Origin of the sequence: Stieleria sedimenti, assembly GCF_025060895.1 — a bacterium.
In the GTDB taxonomy this organism is placed as follows: Bacteria; Planctomycetota; Planctomycetia; order Pirellulales; family Pirellulaceae; genus Stieleria; species Stieleria sedimenti.
The window spans coordinates 1-23,760 of record NZ_JANZKV010000004.1; the positions used below are offsets into that span (position 1 = coordinate 1).

Annotated in this window: 20 protein-coding genes and 1 pseudogene; 14 read left to right on the forward strand and 7 right to left on the reverse strand. The window is 54.4% G+C overall.

The window, feature by feature from the left end:
- Window positions 1–969 (reverse strand): IS66 family transposase (locus NZK35_RS00415; RefSeq protein ID WP_259630626.1); only part of this gene is annotated, 969 nt, incomplete at its 3' end.
- A 49-nt stretch (window positions 970–1,018) separates the two neighbouring features.
- Between NZK35_RS00415 and NZK35_RS00420 the strand changes: the two are divergent.
- The 3 genes and pseudogenes from NZK35_RS00420 to NZK35_RS00430 form a co-directional block, all read left to right on the forward strand.
- Window positions 1,019–2,385: pseudogene (locus NZK35_RS00420) on the forward strand (IS3 family transposase); the annotation flags it as partial.
- A 579-nt stretch (window positions 2,386–2,964) separates the two neighbouring features.
- Window positions 2,965–3,360: a hypothetical protein gene (locus NZK35_RS00425; protein ID WP_259630627.1), complete on the forward strand. Its 396-nt coding sequence runs from the start codon at window positions 2,965–2,967 to the stop codon at window positions 3,358–3,360.
- Between the two features lie 456 nt (window positions 3,361–3,816).
- Complete coding sequence (locus NZK35_RS00430; protein ID WP_259630628.1) at window positions 3,817–4,992, forward strand: carbohydrate porin; 1,176 nt, start codon at window positions 3,817–3,819, stop codon at window positions 4,990–4,992.
- Window positions 4,993–5,018: 26 nt separating this feature from the next.
- Here NZK35_RS00430 and NZK35_RS00435 read toward each other — a convergent pair whose 3' ends face one another.
- From NZK35_RS00435 to NZK35_RS00450, 4 genes are all read right to left on the reverse strand, one after another.
- Window positions 5,019–6,020 carry an HAD family hydrolase gene (locus tag NZK35_RS00435; RefSeq protein ID WP_259630629.1) on the reverse strand — a complete coding sequence of 334 codons (1,002 nt, stop codon included), beginning with the start codon at window positions 6,018–6,020 and terminating at the stop codon, window positions 5,019–5,021.
- Between the two features lie 242 nt (window positions 6,021–6,262).
- The gene (locus NZK35_RS00440) at window positions 6,263–7,858 is read right to left on the reverse strand and encodes an arylsulfatase (protein WP_259630630.1); all 1,596 of its coding nucleotides are present in this window, start codon (window positions 7,856–7,858) and stop codon (window positions 6,263–6,265) included.
- Window positions 7,859–8,759: 901 nt separating this feature from the next.
- Window positions 8,760–9,833: a GNAT family N-acetyltransferase gene (locus NZK35_RS00445; protein ID WP_259630631.1), complete on the reverse strand. Its 1,074-nt coding sequence runs from the start codon at window positions 9,831–9,833 to the stop codon at window positions 8,760–8,762.
- A 520-nt stretch (window positions 9,834–10,353) separates the two neighbouring features.
- A complete protein-coding gene (locus NZK35_RS00450) occupies window positions 10,354–10,617 on the reverse strand; it encodes a hypothetical protein (protein WP_259630632.1) in 264 nt (87 codons plus the stop codon).
- Window positions 10,618–10,922: 305 nt separating this feature from the next.
- Between NZK35_RS00450 and NZK35_RS00455 the strand changes: the two genes are divergently transcribed.
- The 6 genes from NZK35_RS00455 to NZK35_RS00480 are packed head-to-tail and all read left to right on the forward strand — an operon-like array spanning window position 10,923 to window position 17,379.
- Window positions 10,923–12,341 carry an efflux RND transporter periplasmic adaptor subunit gene (locus NZK35_RS00455; RefSeq protein WP_259630633.1) on the forward strand — a complete coding sequence of 473 codons (1,419 nt, stop codon included), beginning with the start codon at window positions 10,923–10,925 and terminating at the stop codon, window positions 12,339–12,341.
- A gap of 7 nt (window positions 12,342–12,348) precedes the next feature.
- Entirely contained in the window at window positions 12,349–12,528 is a 180-nt protein-coding gene (locus tag NZK35_RS00460; RefSeq protein ID WP_259630634.1) for a four helix bundle protein, read from the forward strand.
- A gap of 37 nt (window positions 12,529–12,565) precedes the next feature.
- Window positions 12,566–16,006: an efflux RND transporter permease subunit gene (locus NZK35_RS00465; protein WP_259630635.1), complete on the forward strand. Its 3,441-nt coding sequence runs from the start codon at window positions 12,566–12,568 to the stop codon at window positions 16,004–16,006.
- Window positions 16,007–16,017: 11 nt separating this feature from the next.
- Window positions 16,018–16,557 (forward strand): hypothetical protein, encoded by a 540-nt coding sequence (locus tag NZK35_RS00470; RefSeq protein WP_259630636.1) that lies wholly within the window; start codon window positions 16,018–16,020, stop codon window positions 16,555–16,557.
- A gap of 9 nt (window positions 16,558–16,566) precedes the next feature.
- Window positions 16,567–16,872: a hypothetical protein gene (locus NZK35_RS00475; RefSeq protein WP_259630637.1), complete on the forward strand. Its 306-nt coding sequence runs from the start codon at window positions 16,567–16,569 to the stop codon at window positions 16,870–16,872.
- A gap of 12 nt (window positions 16,873–16,884) precedes the next feature.
- On the forward strand, window positions 16,885–17,379 hold the full coding sequence (locus NZK35_RS00480) for a hypothetical protein (protein WP_259630638.1): 495 nt from the start codon (window positions 16,885–16,887) through the stop codon (window positions 17,377–17,379).
- Between the two features lie 72 nt (window positions 17,380–17,451).
- Here NZK35_RS00480 and NZK35_RS00485 read toward each other — a convergent pair whose 3' ends face one another.
- On the reverse strand, window positions 17,452–17,613 hold the full coding sequence (locus NZK35_RS00485) for a hypothetical protein (protein ID WP_259630639.1): 162 nt from the start codon (window positions 17,611–17,613) through the stop codon (window positions 17,452–17,454).
- A gap of 2,327 nt (window positions 17,614–19,940) precedes the next feature.
- Between NZK35_RS00485 and NZK35_RS00490 the strand changes: the two genes are divergently transcribed.
- From NZK35_RS00490 to NZK35_RS00510, 5 genes are all read left to right on the forward strand, one after another.
- Window positions 19,941–20,318, forward strand: a complete 378-nt coding sequence (locus tag NZK35_RS00490; RefSeq protein ID WP_259630640.1) for a helix-turn-helix domain-containing protein — start codon at window positions 19,941–19,943, stop codon at window positions 20,316–20,318.
- The gene (locus tag NZK35_RS00495; RefSeq protein ID WP_259630641.1) at window positions 20,315–20,938 is read left to right on the forward strand and encodes a mobile mystery protein B; all 624 of its coding nucleotides are present in this window, start codon (window positions 20,315–20,317) and stop codon (window positions 20,936–20,938) included. Before NZK35_RS00490 ends, NZK35_RS00495 begins: the two co-directional genes overlap by 4 nt.
- A gap of 34 nt (window positions 20,939–20,972) precedes the next feature.
- Window positions 20,973–21,398: an ATP-grasp domain-containing protein gene (locus NZK35_RS00500; protein WP_259630642.1), complete on the forward strand. Its 426-nt coding sequence runs from the start codon at window positions 20,973–20,975 to the stop codon at window positions 21,396–21,398.
- Window positions 21,373–22,113, forward strand: a complete 741-nt coding sequence (locus tag NZK35_RS00505; protein WP_407699753.1) for an alpha/beta fold hydrolase — start codon at window positions 21,373–21,375, stop codon at window positions 22,111–22,113. The genes NZK35_RS00500 and NZK35_RS00505 overlap by 26 nt, the downstream gene beginning before the upstream one ends.
- Before the next feature lie 98 nt (window positions 22,114–22,211).
- Entirely contained in the window at window positions 22,212–23,090 is an 879-nt protein-coding gene (locus NZK35_RS00510; protein ID WP_259630644.1) for an ankyrin repeat domain-containing protein, read from the forward strand.
- Between the two features lie 37 nt (window positions 23,091–23,127).
- Here NZK35_RS00510 and NZK35_RS00515 read toward each other — a convergent pair whose 3' ends face one another.
- Window positions 23,128–23,709 (reverse strand): hypothetical protein, encoded by a 582-nt coding sequence (locus NZK35_RS00515; protein ID WP_259630645.1) that lies wholly within the window; start codon window positions 23,707–23,709, stop codon window positions 23,128–23,130.
- Window positions 23,710–23,760: the final 51 nt, after the last annotated feature.

Sequence of the window (23,760 nt, forward strand, 5' to 3'; positions counted from 1 at the left end):
AACATCATAGATCTCACGGAGCAATCGCAGCAAGTACTTTGCATGCACAGGATGATTGTCAAGCGCAGCCTCGACCTTGCGGCGCGCATGCGCAGCGCAGGCGGCATGAATGATCTTGCCGTTTGATCGAATGTAAATCCCCGTGTTTGCCCCGTAACAGTCTCCTAACAGTGTGCCTTCGTAACCTGAGTCAACCAAGAAGAGATCCGGGCCGTCGCGGTGCCGGCTGACCGTAAAGTCGAACACATTGATTGGAAGGTTGACACCGCGATAGGCCCACATCTTCGCCAGGATGCTCTTGCGATTATTCGCGATCGCCGCAGCAAGCACTTCGCGAACCCGACCGCTCTTGGGGTCGGCCTCGTCCACATCCGGAAGCTCTTTGGGCAGCAGCAAGCGAATCGACGTGTCGTCACTTCCGATCACAGTATCGGTACGCACCAAGTCGGCAAGCCACTCGGCGAAAGGGCGAAGCACGCGCTCGGCCGCTTCTTGAATGTTCAGCAGCGTGCTGCGGGAAAGATAGAGCCCGCACTCGGAGAACATGTCTTCTTGGCGATGGATTGGCAGGTGATAACTGAGTCGGTTAGCGATGATCGCCGAGGCAAAAGAGATGTCGTAGCGATCACCTTGTAACAGCGTCGCTGGACGGTCGGCCTGAAAGACGCCGGAATTGGGCTGACCGGGACGAGCGTACTTTGGATAGATCGTTCGAATGATATAGACTTTCGCTCGCGTGTAGTGGGCCGACTCGACGATGTCCTCACCTATTCGAACCAAGCCTTCCTTCTCTTCTTCGCTCAGGTCAACAACAACCTCTTTACGTTCCAAGCCATCGGGGAACCGTTCTTTTTGATTACGACGCTTCGGCGGTTTCTTCCCTCCGCCGGTGCGGTTGTTTTCTAAGACCGCTTGTTCGATGCCGTCGCGTGCGTCATCGACTTGGGCTTGGCCCCTCAGTGCCAACATGAGTGAGACAACTTTGAGTTTTTCAAAGTTGAGGGCACGGAGAGTTTACATGACCGAGAATGCCGACAAAAAGATTTCGAAAAATCCTGAAGTAGTCGAGAAGGCAGCCCGTCGTCGCTTTACAGAGGACTACAAACGCCGCATCGCGATCGAGGCCGAAGCTTGCACACAGCCCGGTGAGATCGGAGCCTTGCTTCGTCGTGAGGGTCTTTATTCGTCAGTGGTTCAGCGCTGGCGTCGTCAACTTCGGGAAGAAGCATTGCCATCATCGAAAAAGTCCAGCAAAGCAGCGTCACCGGCACAACCGTCAGCGGCAAAAGAGAACGCATCTCTGAAACGCGAGAACGAACGCCTGAAAGAACGGCTCCGCCAGGCGGAGTTGATCATTGACGTCCAAAAAAAAGTCTCGGAGATGATGCAGACACGATCACACGAGAAGACAGACTGAAAGCGGTCGAAGGGCTCAGCAAACGAGTCGGTGTCGCCGCTGCGTGCCGAGCGTTAAGCGTTTCGCGGGCGACGTTTTACCGTCGCCGCGAGCCCGATCGGCAATCCAAACCGAGACCGACGCCCGCTCGCGCACTTTCAGCCGAAGAACGAAAGGCGGTGCTTGATCAGCTTAACAGCGAACGTTTCGCTGATCAGTCACCGCGGCAGATCTACTCGAAATTGCTTGACGAAGGTGACTACCTGTGCAGCGTGCGGACGATGTATCGCGTGCTCGCCGAGAATCAAAGCTCTCGCGAACGGCGAAACCAACTGCAACACCCCAATTACCAAAAGCCTGAATTGCTTGCGACCGGTCCCAATGAAGTCTGGTCGTGGGACATCACCAAGCTGAAGGGTCCGGAGACATGGACCTATTACTACCTTTACGTGATCCTGGATATCTACAGTCGCTATGTGGTCGGTTGGATGCTGGCGCATCGCGAAAGTGCCGATCTGGCGAAACAACTCATTGAAACAACCATCGAAAAACAAGAAGTCCAGCCGGAACAATTGATCCTTCACAGCGATCGTGGCCCATCGATGACATCTCATTCGGTGGCCCAGTTGCTTGGTTCGCTGGGGGTCACCAAGTCACACAGTCGACCGCACGTTTCCAACGACAATCCATTTTCGGAAAGCCAATTCAAAACGATGAAGTACCGTCCTGAATTCCCGAAGCGATTTGGATGCCACGAAGATGCGATTGGGTTCTGTCGAGATTTCTTTGGCTGGTACAACGACGAACATTATCACAGCGGCATTGGGTTGCTTACTCCATCATCGTTGCACGACGGCCAAGCCGATGAAATCATTGCAGGTCGAAAACGAACGCTTCAAGAAGCATGGCGGAACAATCCCGAACGTTTCGTGCACGGCATCCCACAACCCGAAAAGATCCCAGCAGCGGCTTGGATCAACGCACCCAAACGAGAACGTGAAATAAAAAACGAAGCCCCTGAAGCGAATTGCCCAGGGGCTCCTGAAGTAACGTCTATGACGCACCCTCGATCCGGTTATCCCTCAGATGGTTGCGTCCCCGCAGAGCCACCTTCCGTTTCACCGGACATCGCAAACATACAGTCCAACGAATCTATGAACACCCGAGCCATGCCTGGAAAAATCCCGGGGGTTCGGGGGCTGGCCCCCGAGCAGTGTTGCACGAGCAACTAACGCACACCAAAAAGTTGTCTCACTGTCGTTGACACATTCCGCCAAGCTGAACAAGATCACGATGTACGCGACAATGCGGAAGCGAAAACACTTTCACCAGCGCTCGCTAAGCGTTGGGCGAAAGCCGGTGACAAACTGAAGGAGCTTTGGGGTGGTGGACGGCTTTCAAATGAACAAAAGAAACGCATTGTCCGATCACTGATTGAGAAGGTCGTTTTAAAGCAACCACAAACTGGACAGATCGAGACATGCATCGTCTGGAAGAGCGGGAAGCTAACGACGCGATTGATCAACGTAAAAGTCGGTTCGCTCTCGGCGCTACCCAATGGAGATGAATTGCGGCGGCAGATTGTGCAACTCGCCAAGCACGACGCCGGGATCGGTGACGATTTCATCGCATACACGTTGTCGCGCCAAGGCTTTCGTGGATGCGACCGATGGTACGTCGGCCTCGGGTTAGTTCGTCGAGTTCGAAATGAAGCCGGGATCAAGCGTCCAGCGAGCCGTCCAGGCCTACGTTTCAAAGGCCGACTTACGCTTGGCCAGCTTGCTAAAAAACTCGGTGTCAAGATCGATTGGCTGTTTGAGCAGATCATTCTCGAAAAAGTCACAGTCGAACCAAATCCGATCGAAAGACGCTTCCTGATCGATGCCGATAGCGAAGTGATAGGTAAGTTGGAGACGCTACGAAACGCAGCTAAAACCGCAGACTCTCAAAGGGGGGCATCGTGATGAGCCATCGAAGCTCTTCCTCAGATCGGTCGCCTCGGTGTAGATAAAGATCCGCGTGGTGGGTGCAAGTGCGATCACGACGCCACCTCACTGAGTGCCTCGACGATGTTCTTGATCAGCCTGCGTTGCTGCTCGTCGGTGGCGTAAGGTACAGAATCCGCATAACGTGTCGTCTCAGCCCTTGTATTTTCCAAAAATGATGGGCCCTTACGGAGAATCAGTTCGATCCCTTCCGATCAGTTCACTGCTTGATGGATCGTCTGTTGGGAAGCAAGGATGCGCGATATGGATTTTAATGCACATCTCTCTAAAAGACTCGCTGGACTCGCGTTCACCTCTCTCGGAGTCTTATTTGTCTGCCTTGTTGCCGAGCCAGCGTCCGCTCAGGTGGAAGTGTGCGACAGCTGTTTGATTGGCGTCGATTGCGATCACCTCTCGCCCGGCTGCGACGCCGCGGTGTGCGATTCAATCGGCAGCGACGATCCGAGTTGGCGAGAGTCGTTCTATACCTGTTTATCAGATCATGGGATAAGCGTCTCAAACAATGTCACCCAGTACTACTTTGGCACCGTCAGCGGCGGCTTGGACGAAACGGATCGTTATGGCGGACACGGCGATTACGTCGCCAACATGAACCTGGGAAAGCTTGGATTAAATGAGGGTTCCTTTCTTAAGTTGCGGGCCGAGCACCGATTCGGACGCTCGATTGCCGAGCCCGCCGGCGTTCTTTTTCCGCCTACGTTGCCAACAGAATTGCCGGTTGCCGACAGCCGCGATCTGTATCTGACCAATGTATTGTTTACTCAATTTTTCAGTGAACGATTTGCAATCTATGCGGGAAAGCTCGACACGCTCGATGGCGATGCCAATGCGTATGCGAGTGGCCGTGGCATCACTCAATTTTCGAACGTCGCATTCATCGCAAACCCAATTGCCCTTCGGACGATTCCATATTCATCGCTGGGGTGCGGCTTGTTCATCCTCGGGGATGAGGGCGAGCCGTTGTTCAACTTCTTGGTCATGAACCCGACCGACACAGCCGACTCCGACGGATTTGACGAGTTGTTCGCCGAAGGGGTCGCACTGTCGGCTGAGTTGCGTCTTGCAACGCCGTTGATGGGAAAACCGGGACACCAGCTGTTCGCGGGCACCTGGAGCAGTCGTGACTATGTTTCGCTAGGGCAGGACCCGCGGATTTTGCTGCCCAACGTCCCAATCAACCGCGCTAACGGCTCTTGGTCGTTGTACTGGAATACAGATCAAGCCGTATGGGTTGACCCCTGCGATGCGACTCGGCATTGGGGCTATTTTGCCAGAGCGGCGATCGCCGATGATTCGACCAACCCGGTCAACTATTTGTTAAGTGTAGGATTGGGCGGAGCCAGTCCTTTGCGATCAGGTGATTCATTCGGGATCGGCTACTATTACAGCGGAACCAGCGATGAAATTGGACCGATCCTGCAGGCGGCGTCGCTAGGGCCGATTGGTAATGGACAGGGAATTGAATTATTCTATCGGGCCCAGATAACCAAATCGATTTCTTGTACGCCAGATTTTCAATGGATTGATCAAGCACGTCGGCAACTCGACGAAGCTTATATCCTGGGCGTTCGAATGAACATCGCGTTCTGATTACATTGAGCGCTCTTTGACGTGGCTCACCGAGCGATCGGAAAGATTTGATTCCAATCCGACTTCATGTCCACAACAGTCCATCCTTTTGATTTCGCGTCATCTAGACCCTTAGCGAGTTGACCGATGTGGGATTCTCGGTCATAGGCGAATTCACGCTCAGCATCGGTGTGATGCACGATTGCACCAAACCGCAAACCTTTGCCCGCTGTCGTCCATTCAAGCATCTGATAGTCTCCATCAGAATTGCCGAACGCCGCAGTTGGACGACGACCAATGTGGTGGTGAATGGCGACCGGTTTACCTTCCTTGTCATCGAAAAACTTCAATCTGGGTAAGCGGACAAGGCTAGGTATTCCATCACGAAGTTCGTATTTGGTTTCGATACTGCTACCGATGACTTGCTCCGGCGGTATGCCGTAAACTCTTTCGGCCCAAGGCCGCATGAACTCGATTCCGCCACCGGAAACGATGAACGTTTTAAAGCCATTTGCCCGTAGGTACGCGAGTAACTCAAGCATCGGTTGATAAACCATTTCGGAATAAAGTCTTCCGGTTTGAGGATGCTTGGCGGTGGAAATCCAGTCGATCACAACTTTCTCGAATTCCTCGGTTGTCATCCCAGCATGTGTTGCCATGACTAGTTCGGCGAGCGCTTTCTTGCCACCGGAAGCAGCCGTTTTTAAATCTCCGTTTAGCACCGACGCGAACGGTTCTTGCTCTTTCCACTCTGGGTGCTGCGGGGCGAGCGTTTTAACGCGATTGAGCACAAAAGCTAACTGGAAATAGATAGGCTGCTCCGCCCAAAGCGTGCCATCGTTATCGAAAGTTGCAAGACGTTCCGACACGGGGACAAAGTCAGGAGAGCCTTCAGATGCGACTCGTTCAACAAAACTGATGATCGCCGCTTTCGTTGGCCCTCGATTCCATGAAGGTAATGGATCGACTGCGGTAGAAACCTGTGCCTGCGAAAGTAAGGAAGTAGCTAGGGTGAGAGCTACTGCGAATGTGAGTCTGGCGTTGAGCATCAATCTACGGTTTCAATAGGGGGTCGAGCGGCAAAATCGAGATCTGGACTGTCGGCATGCTCGGCTGCTTATTCTGATCATATCAGCGGCGATTGCTCGGATTTTTCATTGCCGAAAAGCATGGGGCACGGAGCCGCCTTCTCTGCCACGTTCTACAATCGCTCAATAACGCCACTCGCGTTTTTGCCGCGTTAACCAAAGGGGTGCCGTCTCTTGACGGCACCCTCGAAGCGACGGCTTTTCTACTGACCGCCTAGTGTCATGTTGGCGATCTGCTTTTCAAGAGTTTCCAGACTCCAGTCCCCCGGGGCTTGACTGGGCGGATACTCCTTCAGCGTCATCAGGAACTTGCTCGCCACGACCTGCATGGGGCCTAGCAAATAGGCGCGATCGATGTACCAATCTTCGTATGTGTTCGAACCGATCTTGGCTTTCTCAAACGGATCGCGTCGCAGGTTGTAGAGGTCTGGGGTGCGAAGATGAACGAACGGTTCTTTCCAGATCTGGAGGGTGTTGGCTCGGTTTTCAAGATAGACGGCCTTCCAATCGCCCACTCGGATGCAAGCTACGTGGCCGCCGTCATCGACATAGATGAATTCCTTGCGGGGCGACTCCTTCGATTTGCCGCTGAGGTAGTCGTTTTGATCGTATCCGTCGATGTAGTTCTTGTATTTCCGACCGTTGAGTTCAACGCCCGTTTTCAACTTTTCCTTGATGTCCGGTGCGCCTGCGACGGCCGCAAACGTTGGTAGCCAGTCTTCATGAGCGACGATACCGTTGAGCGTCACACCGGCGGGCCATTTGCCCGGCCAGCGAACGAAACAGGGCACCCGATAGGCACCTTCCCAGTTCGAGTTCTTCTCGCCGTGGAAGGGCGTTGTGCCGGCGTCAGGCCAAGTGTTGAAATGCGGGCCGTTGTCGGTCGAGTATTGAACGATCGTGTTGTCGGCGATGCCAAGTTCGTCGATGAGTTTGAGCAGTTCTCCAACATGCATATCATGTTCGACCATACCGTCGTGGTATTCGTTACCGCTCTTGCCGCTAAGACCCTTGTGTTCAGGTTTCACGTGGGTTCGGAAGTGCATGCGTGTCCCGTTCCACCAGCAGAAGAAAGGCTTGCCGGACTTCGCATGGCGAGTAATGAACTCCTTTGCGACCGCGATCGATTCATCGTCAATCGTCTCCATCCGTTTCTTCGTCAGAGGGCCGGTGTCTTCGATTGTTTGGCCGCCCTTGCCGTCGGCTTTGCATTTCAGCACACCGCGCGGGCCAAACGTTTCCTTAAATGTCTTACCATTGGCAAGCTTTAGGTCGGCCGGGTAGTCGCGGTTCTCTGGTTCTTCCTCCGCGTTCAGGTGGTAGAGGTTGCCAAAGAATTCATCAAAGCCATGCATCGTGGGCAAATGCTCATCGCGATCGCCCTGGTGATTCTTGCCAAATTGGCCGGTCGCGTATCCTTGGCTCTTGAGCACTGTCGCCATCGTTACATCTGTTTTTTGCCAGCCCTCTGCAGCGGCGGGCATCCCCACTTTTGTCATTCCCGAACGGACTGGCACTGAGCCGCTGATAAAGGCGGCTCGGCCTGCTGTACAGCTCTGCTGCGCGTAGTAATCCGTAAACGACAAACCTTCCTGGGCAATGCGATCGATGTTTGGCGTTTTATAGCCCATCATCCCGCGATTATTGTGGCTGATATTCCATGTGCCGATATCATCACCCCAGATCACCAGTATGTTAGGCTTCGTGGATTTCGGTTGCTGGGCATTCGCACGCGATGGATATGCGATCCCTCCGTAGCACGCGAGGACGCCGATTGTAAAAGCGAAAATTCGATTCATTGATACGCTCCAGTTGAAATTGTAGGGTCCGTAGGTTAAACGCTGTGGCAATTCCGTTCCAAGTGCCGTGATGAATGATGGCGTGAACCAAGTCGACAGTAGTGAACACTGGCCGATTGTTCAGCCTGAAAAGGTGCCTTCACCGCATGTGGCCAAACGCCGGCTTTGCGAGTGGCTTCTGCCGAATCAGACATAGTTGCTTCGTAGCCACTTGTTCTTAGGGTAGCCGTTCAATTGCTCGACGCACACTATAGCTCTGATCACATCCAATTTTGCGGTTGCGTTTGTCGAGCGGAAAAGGGGGCGGATACAACAAATCAAATGGCCCAAGGGGGCTTCGCGATCTTGGTACCTGGCCGCTTTCTCGCGGCACCCGCAATCGAAAAATTGACGAAACACTAGAATCGGCCTTAACGAATAACAAGGTAAGTAGGGTCCTTAGTCGACAAATGTCACCCCGCGAACGGCCGCGTCGGCCTAGTCCTCGGAAACCCGAAAGTTGAGCCGCACGGCGGATACGGCAATCGCTGCGATCGACGCCACGCGGAGTTTTGCCAACAAAACAGCACGGTGCACAATGACAGCGAGTTCAGACCTTCGAGCTTCCAGTGCGAAAGTCTTATTGAATTTCCCGGCGTCGCCAAGCAAAAAGACGGCGATTTTTCATTTTGTTCATTTGATCGTTGAAGTTGGTGACATCGTTTGTTTCGGTATCTGCCGATGAGACATCGGCGGGTTTCAACAGTGTCTTGTCAAGGTCCGCTTATTGCCATCCGATCGCGGGACGCGACCGGTAGGGACTGGCCCTGCTCGAATCGCTAGTTCATGGCGAGTTTGAGTTTCAGGGTTTTAACCACCAGCGATCATCGAGTTTATGCGTGTGTTCGCAACGACGAAGAATTCAATGTAGCGTTTCCTCGTTGGCATCCTTAAACGGATTTCGCTCTGGCGGTTCATCGTGATTGACGTTCTTCAGGATTTGCTGGACGACGAAGTTGAGGACAGGAACACGATGCCTGACCCAAATGTGAGCAGCTTCGGGTTTGCAACCCAACCGACTCTTGGCTTCCAATGCCGTTCGTCCAAACGAAATACGTTTGCATCGCCAACGAATGGCTTGTTCGATTACGGCCAACAGCAATGCGTGGTAGACCGGCAAGCGTGCGTTTGCTTCGTAGTCCATGCCCAAGTAGAAACCAATTGCTGTTTCGCCGTCACGAATAACAGTCACGAATCCAATCAACAATCCATTTTCACGGATCCCAATCGTCTCAAAATCATCATCCAACGCTTCGGCGATTCGTGGCAGCGTCGTGATGCTCAACTCAAACAAACAGACATCGGCCTTCGCTGCCACCGACTTGTACAATTCCAAGATTCGCTCTGATTCGGCTCGCAGGTTTTGAATCGGCGATACCGAAAGCGTGTCGCAATCGAACGGCTTTTTGACTTTTCTCGCTGCAGCGCGGTAACGCTTTGTCAAACTACCCAGGTAGTCGTCCATCGACTGCCACTGTGGATTGAGCGAAAGAACCATGTTCGGCTCGGTCTCCATCGATCGGTAGCGATACGGTTCCAATGCCGACGCATCCAATGGGTCCGATTCGAGTAGGTCTTTGACGATCACATAGTCGACCTGGCCATGGAGTCGATTGGCACGTCGGATTCGATACAGACAATCGGCAATCCCCCGCCAAACCCGCTGGTGATCTTGGCCCGCTGCGATTGCAACCCCATGTGGCCCCCACGTATGGACATTGCCGCACATCATGATCCGACGTTTCAGCAGTGACAGTGACTTCCGTTTCCATTGCTCGGGCAAATTCTGCATTAGCGCTGAATTTTTACCAATCAGTTGAGTTCCGACGACATCAAATGTCTGGGTCGCGACTGCGGCCACGGGGTCCTCCCTGTCGTAGACGATGGCAAAGTCGCGAACAATCTGCCCGGAGAACTCATCCTGAGCGGAACTCAAGTACCGGCGACTCAAGAATACAGATGACTCCGCAGTCACATTGTCCCAGTGATCCGCATTCAGGAACTCAATCCTGCCAGCGACGGCGAATTGGAAGCCAGAGGCTTTCCTCGTGACGGGATCTTGATTCTCATGAGGCATGACGGGTACGGCCGAAAGAGTGTATAAAGTGCGGAGAGGTAAAGGTTCGCGAAGAAAAAGCTGTTGCGGACCTACTCACTATAACGCGTCCTAGAGTCTTTTCCGTGCCTCATTCCCGTGCTGTTTGGGGGATCAATGATGTGGCCATCCGGGCACACAGATGTTCTGACGCAATCCGGCCTCCTCGTTGAGAGCAATCGATACGTCTCAGGCAGTCGACGATCCAATTTGGCGACTGAATTGGGGGCTTTGCTGCACGGGGCTCATCGAAAGACGCTTAAAGCCGGGGAATCCTTTCTGATCTCATCTTGGAACCAAACGGGTTGCTCGTTTAAACTAAGGGCTCCATAGGAGGAATTGTTTGCACCGTTTGTTAGCACTACTGATCGTTCCGTTTCTCGCGGCGGGGCAGGCATGCCCCCACTCGCATGGAGGATCGTTTGCGCAAGGTGACCATGCTGCTCGGCCCCACGTCCATATTGGACACGGGACACATGATCATCACGACCAGCATCACCACGATCACCATGGCGGGGAGTCCGACGGCACAACCAGTGACCTGCCGATCGAGCATGACGCAGATGCCATTTACGTTGGCGGCGGCCAATTCTTCCTGCCGCACACGGACACTGCACGAAGTCATGTTGACGTTGATCTCACTGCGTATCCCAGTCCCGATCGCGAACTCGCAAACGTCGAACGAAGACCACTTGCAACTGGGCATCAGACGCCCATTGAGAAGCGTCTACCACTCTTTCTGTTGCATGCTGCGCTGAGGCTCTAGGAATCGCTAGGCGAAAATTGACTTCGCCTTCCGGCTTCCCTTCTTTTTTCCGGCCCGAAACTGATCGTCGAATAATGCGATTGGATCGTGGCTGCCTCCTTCATCGACCCACCCAATGAATTGCCGCTTGCGCAATTTCGTTTGTGAGAGTCCGAGACGAAACCATGAAGAAATTGAAGTGGGTGAAATCCCTCGTAGGACCACTGCTGGTGATTGCCGTTGTTGCCGGCCTGTGGGCATATCGAGACAGCCTGTTTGAGACGACCGCGTCGGAAGACAATGCTAGTTCCGAAGCAGCATCAGGCAGCGGCGAACTGGAGATTTTGGAGCTGAGCGTGCAAGCTCGCAAGAATCTGAAATTACGCTCCAAAGCGGCCCGTCCGACCGACTATTGGCGGACGATTACGATCCCGGGAATGGTCCAAGATCGTCCGGGGATATCCGATCGCGGAGTCACTTCGCCGGCTGTTGGCTCCGTCGCGGAAATTCATGTCTTCCCCGGTGATACGGTTCGTCCCGGCGAGCGTTTGGTGACGATTGCATTGTTCAGCGAGTACCTGCAGGCGACTCAAACGCAACTTTTTAAGGCCACGCGAGAAATAGCGCTTCTTCGCAAGGAGATCAATCGTCTGTCCGACCTTGCCAGCTCGGGTGGCATTGCTGGATCGAAACTGATCCAGATGGATAACGACATTGAGCGGCAAGAAACACTCACGCAAGCGGCGAAACAGGAGCTGCTCAACCGGGGACTCTCGCCATCTCAAGTCAAACAAGTCGTCCAGGGAAATTTCGTTTCGACGATTGAAGTCAGTGCTCCGCCGCCACGAGGACTTTCAACAGCCGAACGAATTGATGAACTGTCGCCCGTTTCCCAGGCAAGCTTCGTGGTTGAAAGCGGAAATGATCAGTTGATCGCCTATGAAGTCCAGTCGCTCGCGGTCGAACTTGGGCAAACGGTTCAAGCGGGGCAGTTGATCGCTGACCTCGCGAACCACCGGCATCTCTATGTCGTCGGCCACGCGTTTAAGCGAGAAGCGGGACTTCTTGAAAAGGCAGCCCAAGAGGCTCGAGAGATCGAGGTCGAGTTCTCCGATGACAATGCGGAAGTTTGGTCGCCCCTGGATCAGTCGTTCCAAATCCGGCACCTGTCCAATTCGATCGACGTCGAGAGCCGCACCTTCGATTTCTTCATACCGCTCGAGAACCAATCACGAAGCTATGAAAAGAACAGCGAGACGTTCTTGGTTTGGCGATTCCGGCCGGGCCAGCGAGCGCGGATTCATGTACCTGTTGAGAGACTCGAAGACGTCTTCGTTCTTCCGTCAGAAGCGATCGCACGGGAAGGTCCCGATGCCTTCGTCTACCGACAAAACGGCGACCTGTTCAATCAAATCGCAGTCAACATTTTGTATGAAGACCGTCGCTCAGTCGTCATCGCCAATGACGGAAGTATCACGCCGGGGACCTTTATCGCCCAGAACGCTGGTGCTTCACTTCGTCGCGTCTTGAAATCGCAATCGGCCAGTGGCCGGCAGCCTGGTCTGCATGTCCACGCTGACGGCACCGTGCATGCTGCGCATTGATTGAAGAATGAAGATTGACGGTTTTGGAGGAACCGTCATCGAGGAAGCCGATGAGAGTTGCTACTGGCTTGAACTGATCATCGAAGGCGACCTATTGCCGAAGGAACGAGTCGAATCACTGCTCGACGAGGCCAATCAAATCACCGCCATCATGGTCGCATCGCGAAAGACCGCAAGAGGCACGTAACCATGCTCAATCTTCAATCTTCGATCGACAATCTTCAATGTTAAACGCAGTCATACGTTTTGCTCTCCGCTACCGCATGCTGGTGATGATCGCCAGCCTGGTGCTGCTGGCGTACGGTTCTTACCTCGCGACACAAATGTCGATTGATGTCTTCCCCGACCTCGATCGACCTCGCGTGGTGATCATCACCGAGGCACCTGGGCTAGCGACCGAAGAAGTCGAGACACTCGTCACTCAGCCGATCGAGATCGCATTGATGGGCGCCAATGGCGTGCAGGCAGTTCGCAGCCAAACCACGGCCGGGCTAAACGTTCTGTACATCGAATTCGACTGGTCGACCGAAATCAAAGCTGCCCGACAAACGGTCAGCGAGCGTCTTTCGACACTGGAAGGCGTTCTTCCCGACGGCATCCGCCCACAGATGACGCCACCGTCGTCGATCATGGGGCAAATTGTGGTCGCAGGGATCTACCGCCAAGCGGGTCCGAAAGGCGGGCAACTAGCACCGATCGAGCGAACTGAATTTGTTGCCGAATGGGTCGATGCCGATGGTGAGGCTCAACTCTACGTTTGGAGAGCCGGGGATCGACATCAAGTCGATCAATGGAAGCAAGTCGATTGCGAGGTCGTCGGTCTCGAACGCAATCCTAGCGATCAATCATTGGCAGCCAAAGTCACGGTTGAGATCGACGGCCAGGGTTACGAGGTGCCGCTTCCGACCGAAGCGAAGCAGTTGCTGGAACTGCGCACCGTGGCGGATTGGATCATTCGGCCTCGTTTGCTGAAAGTCACCGGCGTCGCCGAGGTCTTTATGCAGGGTGGTGATCGCAAACAGTATCAAATCTTGCTCGATCCGACCGCACTTTTGGAATACGACGTCACCGTCCAAGAAGTCGAACAAGCTCTTCGCGAAAGCAACATCAACACCAGCGGCGGCTTTGCAACCACCGGCGAAACCGAACGCCCGATTCGGATCCTCGGACGTTTGGGCACGGGTTCACGGAGCGTCATTGACGATCTTCGGAAGGTACCCGTCGTTCGGCGAACCAAACGGAGTGTGCTGCTGGAACAAGTCGCACGCGTGGTCGAAGGTCCCGAACTGAAACGCGGTGACGGTAGCGTGAACGGTCACAGCGGGATCGTTTTTACCGTTGTGAAACAGCCCCATGTGGACACACGAAAACTGACAGACGAAATCGCCGCGGCGTTTGACGAGGTCGAAGCGTCGCTGCCGCCGGACATCATCATCAATTCCGAACTCTTTCGTCTGAAGAATTTCATCGACCGCGGAATCTTCAATGTTGCCGAAGCGTTGGTTATCGGAGCGGTGTTGGTCATCATCGTGCTGTTCCTGTTCCTTCTGAACTTCCGCACGACTTTCATCACGCTGACCGCCATTCCGATGTCCTTGGTGATGACGACGCTTGTGTTTCGCTGGGTCAGTTGGTTCAGCGGCACGGAACTGTCCATCAACGTCATGACGCTCGGTGGCATTGCCGTCGCGATGGGCGAGCTTGTCGACGACGCCATTGTCGATGTCGAAAATATCTTTCGCCGACTGAGGGAAAACAACCACCGGCCTGATCCGAAATCGTCGCTTCATGTCGTGTATGAGGCCAGCAAAGAAATCCGCAGCGCGATTTTGTTCGGCACGGCGGTCGTGATCTTGGTTTTCCTGCCGTTGTTCGCACTCTCCGGCGTGGAAGGACGGTTGTTCGCCCCGCTCGGATTCGCCTACATCGTCTCGATTCTCTCATCGTTTCTCGTTTCGCTGACCGTGACTCCGGTCCTGTCGTACTACCTACTGCCCAACTCAAGTGCGACTCACCGGGACCAAGACGGCTTCGTCTTGCGAGCGATGAAGACACTGGCCACGCCGTTGATTCGTTTGAGCATGGCGATGCCCGCAAGCTTGTTGGCCATCACCTGGATCGTGGTCGCCATTTCGGCGTGGCAGTTGACACAGCTCGGAAAGAACTTTCTGCCGGCATTCGATGAAGGCAGCGTGCAGGTCAACGTCACGATGCCACCGGGGTCTTCGCTTCAAGCGTCCAATCAAGTATCAGGAAACATCGACGACGTGTTCTTATCGATGCAGCGTAGCCCGTCCAACCCGGACGGCGAGATCTTGAACTTCGTCCGACGCACGGGGCGAGCGGAGATGGACGAGCATGCATCGCCAGTCAACTTCGGCGAATACATTCTGAGCATGAACCCAGAGGTGGATCAGGATCGCGAGGCGATGTTGGCGGAGTTGCTGGAGCGGATCAAGGACGAAGTGCCGGGCGTTGACATCGAAGTCGAACAACCGCTCGCGCACCTGATCAGCCACATGGTGTCTGGTGTCTACGCTCAAATCGCGATCAAGATCCACGGCGATGACTTGGACAAGTTGCTGTCTCAGGCCGAACAAGTGAAGTCGTCCATCCGAGACATCCCGGGCATCACTCCGCCGATCATTGAACCGATTCGGATGACGCCGGAGTTGCACATTCAGCTACGTGGCGATGACCTTGCTCTTTATGGATTGACTCGCGAGTACGTCGCCGATGTGCTGCAAACGGCACTGCAAGGCGAAGTCGTCTCTCAAGTGCTGCAAGGGCAGCGGCGCTTCGATCTGCTTGTGCGATTGGAAGAAGCGTATCGTACAGACTACGCCAATCTGGGCCGATTGCGAATCGACCTGCCGCACTCCGAAGGCCAAGCTGAACGCGGCCAGATTGAATTACACGAGGTCGCAACCATCGGCGAGGGATCCGGACCGAACTCCGTCAACCGCGAAAACGCGAGACGCCGGATTGTGATTCGCTGCAACACGCAAGGCCGGGACTTGGCGAGTGCGGTCGAAGCGATCAAAGGTCGACTGAACCAGAATTTAGAACTGCCGATCGGCTACTACGTCGAGTACGGCGGACAATTTGAGAGCCAGCAAAGTGCGACCCGCTTGATCATGGTGCTGGCGGGAGTTTCGGTCATCGGCATGTTCGGTGTGCTGATGATTCTGTTCCCGTCCGTTCGTGTGGTTCTGCAAATCTTGAATGCACTACCGACAGCGTTCATCGGTGGGGTGATCGCGTTGGTGCTGACAAACCAAAACCTGACGGTCGCCAGCCTGGTCGGCTTCATCTCCCTTGGTGGCATCGCCGTCCGCAATGGAATTCTGCTGGTCACGCACTACTTCCACTTGATGAAGGAAGAAGGAGAAGGGTTCGGCACAGACATGATCATGCGTGGCAGCCTGGAACGACTGGCTCCCGTTTTGATGACGGCGCTCACGGCCGGCATCGGATTGATCCCACTGGTCATCGGAGGACAGGAGCCTGGTCGAGAAATTCTCTACCCCGTGGCGACTGTGATTCTTGGTGGCCTGATTACCTCGACGTTTTGTGAGTTCCTGATTCACCCGGGACTCTTTTGGAAGTTCAGCGGTCAAGACACCAAACGGATCTTGGGCGCTGAGGAAGTTACCTCGATTTGAAGGATCGAAAGATGAAAAAGTTCAGTTTGGTTGCTGTGATGTGCCTGCTTGCTTCCGTAATGGGGTGCAATCAGTCCAGTCCGACAACCGGCCAGGCGTCTGATACAGCCGACAGTTCCGCGACCGATGACCATGGCCACGACCATCCGCACGACGGAGAGAAGGACCACAGTGTTGAAGGCCACGGGCATGGAGTCGGTCCGCACGATGGAACGATTGCCGATTGGGGCGGAGGCAAGTTCCATGTCGAGTTCACCGTGAACCACGACAAGCAACGAGCAACGGTTTACGTGCTAGGCAGCGACGAGAAAACCGCGACGCCGATCGACGCAGAGTCCATCGAACTGGCCATCACCGATCCCGAGATGCAAGTTGTCCTGTCAGCCGATCCGCAAGAAGGCGATCCTGAGGGAAAGTCGTCTCGTTTCGTTGGCACGCATGAAAGCCTTGGCGTTGTGCAGGAGTACGCGGGAACGATGACGGGCGTTGTCGATGGCACTCCCTATTCGGGCGACTTTAGCGAAGAAGCTCACGATGACCACGGGCACTGAGCCGACGCGATGTGGTCATTGATTTTCAATACGCTGATCTCGGCGATCGTCAATGCGTCGCCGGGGCTGGCTGCCGCTGGCTTCCAAACTTTTCTCACCGTCTGGATTGTTGCCGGCTTGGTAACCACCTTCATTGCGGCAGGCCAGACAGCGAAGTTTCGTGCCGGGATCACGGCAGGTGCCGGCATCGTTGGCATGTTGAGCGGACTGCACCTGCTTTCTGCCTATTCCAATCGCCTTGTCATTGGTACCCTGACAACCATCGTTTGCGTCGCCGCTGTGTTGATTCCAGTCTTCCTGCAAATCGATGAGTGAACCCAACAATTCATGAAGTTAGAAAAGCACGAACTTGTGGAGATCGCAAAGCGCAATGACCATCGCGTCTTCTGGCCATCGCATGCAGCGTTTGTTGGTGGCATGCTCGGATTTGCAACCGTAACACTGTTGGCATTCGTTTTCGCGGGCAGCTCCTGTCATGATTTTGAAGACGTCGTTTTCTATATTCTCATCCCCGGTGTTCTCGGTGGGATGATCGGAGCATCCTCGGGTCTCGCAGCTTTTTTGACGGTTTCAGGACGGGGCGTTCATCCAATCCTGGCTGGTTTTGCGGGTGCAGTCCTCGTCCCCGTGCTGTCCGCAATCGTAATGATTGTCTGGTTGCGAGTGTCCAAACCTGATTTATTTTTGGGCGAAACCTCGCTCGGGGACGGATTTGAGCTGAGTTGGTGGTGGGCGATTTATCTTTTCATCGTATTCCCAATTTCCATCATCGTTGGAGTGATAGGCGGATTTTTCATCAACGGTCGCTTATCCAAACCCTAGTCCACTTTTATCGAGGCGACTCAATTGTCAGTCATCATCCGAATTGGTGATCGCGGAAGAACACGTGGCCCATTAAAACCGTCGGGGCAGATTTGCCTGGGCGAATTGATGCTTGCTGCGGTATCGTCGGGCGAATGGATTGACGCGGGCCAAGAAGTTGAAGTCACCGGCGGTACGCGAGACCGAGTGCAAGTGCGAGCGGTCGATCCTGAGCAAGACCAACTTACAAATCATGGACAGTCATTAGCTGAACCTCAGCGAGAAACGACCGAATCTCTCCAAGCCCCTCCGGCATGGGTTGAGAGAATCAATCCGATCAAAATCGGAATCGTTTGTGGTACGATCGTCGCGTTCATTGTCTGGCTGCAAGTCGAATCGCTTTCTTTGTCCGCCCTGAGCGTCCCGGTGGCCGGCGCTATCTCAGGGTGGATTTTCCGACGTCTTGTCGCCATACCCGCCGAAGCGGCTGGTCCTCGTGCTGACCATCGGCCGGCAGCCATTGGGATTGCTTTCGCGGTCTGCTTTGTAACCGCAGTCGGTGCAGCCATCGGTTTCAATCTGTCAAGCACATTCCTGGGAACGAGTCTCGGTTTGGTTCTCGGAACCGTCACCGCGGGGATCATGGTCACTGTGTTATTCGTTTTCTCACATCTGTGACACCGGAGTCCTGCGGACACGCCGAAAAATGGGTAAGAGTTACGATTCAACTCTCTCCGGCAACCTTCACGAAAGATCAAACATGGAACCAGAAAGCTCTCAGCCCGACACGCGCGTTTCGACTTGGCCTCGAATCATTTGGGCAACGCTCATCGGGGCAGTGTCCATTCATGGGTTCCTTTTCATCTGCGCCTGGATCAAGGGTGCCATCTGGGGATCAGGTGGAGATCCCGGTGAGATGTTTTCCGGATCTCCCGGGCATGACCTCGAATACGGTTGGGCAGGCGGCCGGCAGAGTACGAATCAGCTCCTGGCAGTCTACGTGTTTTCGCTGGGACTGATTCCAATCGCTTTCTCGATCCTCGGAGCGGTCGCGGGATTCATTCTTAGTGTCTCCTCATGCCTTGGGGTGGTGAATGGCAAATCCGGCGTTCCGCAATCATCGACTGCAAGCGTTTCTGTCATCCGCTCGATTCTTGTTTACTCCGCGGCTGCCTACACAGCGATGATGCTCGTTTTCGTCCTGACCCTCGGATTTGGCCCGGGAGCCTGGGCTGGATCGATCCTGTGGCTGATTCAACTTCTGAACGCTGCAATTTGGGGAACGAGCGCCGCCGCCGCCTACCTAAGGTTTCGACGTTGGGAGATTTCCACCGGAGTCATTTGCATCGGTGTGATTCTGTCGCTGATGCACGCCTATTTCATGTTACCGCTTCCGGGATTGCTCCTAGCCGCGATCCTGTTGCTCGTCTACACCATGGCAACCGGCACACGACGGTCAGACGCAAATGCCAAGACGCCATCGCCGCCCGCGAGCGATTCGGCCCAAGCAGTTGAGATCCGAACGGGAGGGACAAGCGGTATTGCTGTGTTCCTTTTCGGCGGGTTCAGCTTTTACGCCGTTGTGTGCCTATTCACCCTCTTTGCGGTGATAGGAAATCGAAACACAGACAATTGGGGAGTCTTTATGCCAATCGTCATCGGACTTTGGGGAATCCCCATCTTCGGGACACTGGCAGCGATTTCCCATGCAAGGACTGGGCCAGGGGGCTGGCTCAACAATCGCCAAGCATGGCGATACGCGGCTTACGCATTCTTGACTTGCCTATTCCTCTGGGGTGCCATCGTCGCTTCACAGTAAGGATGAACACCATCTATTTTGGGACTTCCGCAGAATCTGTGGGTAGAATTCTTTGTTCAAGAGCGACCGAACCTGTGTGATACTGCGTTTCCAACGAAAACGCCGTTCACGAAAGTCGCAGTCAATTTAGATGGCTTGTGAGTTAGTTCAGTGTGGTGGATTCATCATCTTGGACATCGGTAACGTCGCTGGTGCAAGTGTGGAAGGGAGCGATCCGCGTGATGCGCGGCTCGATTCGCCAATCACGCGTCTTCGGTTTTGATAACTGCTACCGCAGGTCACGCGTCTGGTGACGGGGAAAACTCCTGAATCGAAATCATTCCAAACACGATGGAAAAAGCAATTTGATCAACTCATCGCTTCCCTCGAAGAGAAGTAATTGAGCTTCATGCGACCGTAACGGGATAAAACGAAAAAAGCCGACGTGGAGCACACGTCGGCTTTTCGTTTACCGTTGGGTCGGAAAGTGTTCCAACCTTTCAGAGAAGTTGAGCAAACCACACCTCCCTCAAACCGATTCTTGACCACTCTCTTGAGGGGTTCGTGCTTGTGCGGGTATTGGCGGGGCCAGTATCGGGCCGTTTTTGTTCCCGCTTGAGTAGTATCGCGTTTTTGTCGTCTTTTGCAGGGCGTATCGTCGCTGCCAAGCAAATAATCAGTTGACTTTTGTAGCACGTATGCAACAACTAAAGCGTGGCCGATGAGCTGCGGTTTTCTGCCTCATCTGCGAATCAGCCCCTCCATATGCCCCGGACGTGTCGCCATGCCCGTTCCTGAAATAGTCGCCCGCATCCAAGAACGAAAACGAGAGCTCGATATCTCTGTTTCGGATCTTGCGCGCCGCAGCGGCGTTTCGCGGGCCACGGTCATTCGGATTCTCGGCGGTGAGGACCACGAATTCTCGTTTGCAAACTTGCAGGCCATTCTGCTCGCGTTGGGTATCTCTCTTGATCTAACAGAGATTCCCGCCGAGCAATTCCGAGATCAGATTGCCACTGCAAAAGCCAAACGTTTGATTGCACTTACGCAGGGCAATGTGGCTCTCGAGTCCCAAGCTGTCTCGCGAGCTTCCGCTCAATCGCATCTCGAAGAAGCGAAAGCTCGGATTGCATCGTCCAGCCGAAAACTGTGGGCCTCATGATTGCTGGTCGTAGCAAAGGTACGGGGCTTGGTTCTAGCGGGAAAGATGACGACACGCCGTTTGACGGATCGGGCCTAAAGCTCAAGACGATCAAAACACGGCGCGAGCTCAACGAAGTCGAGTTTGCTTCGATCCTTCGCGTGACAGAGAAATACTTGCTGTCGAAGCCTTCCCGGAAGATCGCACCGTTCAATTTCGATTGGCTTCTCGGACTCCATCGTGAAATGCTTGGTTCGATCTGGAGTTGGGCAGGAGAGATCCGATCGACTGAAAAGAACATCGGAGTGAGCCCCAACATCATCGCCGCGGAACTCGGCGTCATTGCGATGGAGGCCGACAAGAGACACAACGAAACGGGCGCTCTCGTGATCGCAACCGCCGCTGAGTTTCATCACCGCGCGGTTTGGGTTCATCCCTTTGAAGATGGGAATGGTCGATGGGCTCGACTATTGACGAATGTCTGGCTGATGCAACATGACCAGCCAGCAACACTCTGGCCGGCAACCGATCTTCGCGACACCGAGAGTCCGATTCGCGACGAGTACATTGCTGCAATCAAAGCAGCTGACTCGCGAAACTATGGACCGCTGATTGACTTACACGAAAGGTTCAGCGAGTAAACACACGGATTAATCCAGGCACCAGTCGAATAACGTGTCGATATCGCTCAAGACGCTCGATCACGGTTTCTACTACGAAAATGAAACGTTGCCGGTAGTCGTTGCACCGGTCGTCGACGTTGGCCGCGAGTGGCGGTTTGTCGTGGTTGCACGTCAAGTGGTCGCTAGCAGCGGGTACAACGCGGACACGCGGTGTGCGGCCGACAGTGGCGGCGGCGTTGAAGCACGGAAATTAGCTGTTGAGGTGGCCTCGTCAATGCTACCACCTTGCCCGGTTTACGTCTTAGACATCTGCCAAGTCGGCGATGAATATCGTTTGATCGAATTGAACCCGTTTGGCGGAGCCGACTTGTACGATTGTGACTCGAACGCGATCGTGGAGGCGGTTTCCGAATACGCGATGAGGAACGACGAACGATATCCCAAGTTAACTCATGGCAATGTCTACAACTTCAACTGATACGCCACCGCTCGTTCTGCTCTCCGGGCTTGCCGCAGACGCTCGCATCTTCACCGCGCAGAAGATTGCGTTTCCGCAGATGTGTTGCCCCGGTTGGCTGGAGCCAGAGCGTACCGAAACCATCAATGACTACGCTGGCCGCTTAGCCGAAACACTTGACGAAAGTCCGTGCATTGTTGGCGGCGCGTCGTTTGGCGGAATCGTCGCTTTGCATCTGGCAGAACACATTGACGCCCGAGCTGTGATTTTGATTGGCAGCATCAAGTCGCCGTCACAACTGCCAATGTATGCCCGCTGTGCTCGACCATTTCGGTTCTTGATCCCCTTCATGCCGGTACGCTTTCTTCAAACTTTGACTCGACCGATCGCAACGCGGTTCGTCAAACGGCATGCACCGTTCGCATACGGACTTGCTTGTCAGTTCCGCGACTCCAACCCGGTCGTTTTCAAATGGTCGTTACGTCGCATCTTGGATTGGTCGATTACACCGAAGGTATCCTGTCCCGTCTTTCACCTGCACGGTGACCGCGACTGGACACTACCGTTGCGCTACACCGATCCCGACGAGAGCGTTGCAGGCGGCGGCCACGTACTTTCGCTTACTCACCCGATCGAAGTGAATTCCTACATTCGACAGATTCTTAGCGAGGTTGCGTCCACATCGAGAACCGCACCCGAGCGCAAGGGACCGGAACACGAATCCTTGCCGAAGTAGCTTCGCCAGCTTCGTCTCCTGCGCTCGATCGGTTGGGTGCGGCACTATCAGGGTTCGCAAACCACACCCAGAAAGTTCAAGCAATTATCTCCGGAAGGATGGAGAAGTCGCTTAACCTTAAACTTGGCGGCTTTGACGGTTTGCATTGGATTTCAGCAAACGCCCACTACCCCAAGGATGTGCGGCTCGAGGCTCAACAGTTTCAAGATAACGGTGCACTGGCAAGCCAACTTAGCGATGCGATTCGAGTCGCAAAACGCATGCTGCAAGCGGGAGCAAATCCGACGGTGCGGCTCAGTTGGCCCATCAAGCACAAACTAGATTCCAATGCGAAGCTAGGAAAACTTATCGAGAAGGCTCGCGCCAATTGGAAAAAGAGCAAGGCCGAGAGGAAACCACAGACGACCGTGACCGTGACGAAAACGAGCAAAGCGAAACCGACACTCAAGCGACTATTGCGACTGATGAAACACGACTACATCACCGACCAGTGCGATGAAGTCGAAGAGATTGAGCAGCTTGTGACAGAGCTGGGAGATCTGAGTGGAATCCAGGATGGTGAGTGGCCGAAGATTGATAAGTTTGAAAGTCCACGATTGTTGGGCTGCCTACTGGAAGCTGGGCTGAACCCGGAGATCACAGATAAAGGCGGCAATTCGCTGCTGAGTCAATGTGTGATGCACCCTGATAGCATCGATCTGCTCATCGAGCACGGTGTTGACGTCGATCGCCGCAGCGGGCGAGACAATGGGACGGCACTCATGCGAGCGACATGGATGGGAGACGAAGAGTGTGTCCAGCGACTGCTGGACGCCGGAGCGAATCCGACATTGGAGTTCACGTCCTTTGCCAAGGTGATGTTGGAAATGGACGAAGAGATGACCGAAATCATCGAGTCGGCGCGTACCGGTTGGAATCGGAAAAAGCCGAGAAAGAAGCCCGCGAAGAAGTCCGTTGTCAGGAAACAGAAGAAGTAGGGTCTAAGAAAGCCTCCAAGTCGCACGTAGCACTTGTCTATTGGCCCTCAGCGAAATTTGCAGCATTCGTTGATCCATCTTCTTCCGTATTAACAGCTTTAATCGCCTTGGACCAACTTCCGAACGTGCGGCGGATGGCCATGGCTTTGTCTCGGTTTTCCAGGCAGACTTCGGTGTAGGTCATGGATTGGCCGACGGCTTGGCGCTGGCGGATCCAGAGGATCATGGTCTCTCGGTCGAAATGCTCGGGACGGCGGCGGGAGACGTTTGCGAGGTTGATGCCGGCGGCCGTGAGCGCGGCACGCCAGGTGCCGTGGTAGCGCAGTGCGGCTTCGTAGAGCGGGCGGTCGCGGTTGCGGTTCACCATGGCCCCCAGGTCGTAGCCTGTAGTACACAAACGGCGGAGTTGTTGTTCTACGCGGGCTTGCGTGAGGTCGCGACGGTCGCCAACATGGCGAACGTCAACGCCGGCGTACTGGAGTGCCGTGTTCCACGCGCCGAATTCGTTGCACGCGGCAACGTGGAGAAGTTCGTCGTCGCGACGCACAACGTCGTCGAGCAAACTTTCGCCGGCAACGTCACGCTCGACAATCTTGCGAATGATGGTTTCGCGAATCATGAGGCCTGTTCGGCGACAATTGGTTCTCCGCTTTAGCGACAACTAGAATTC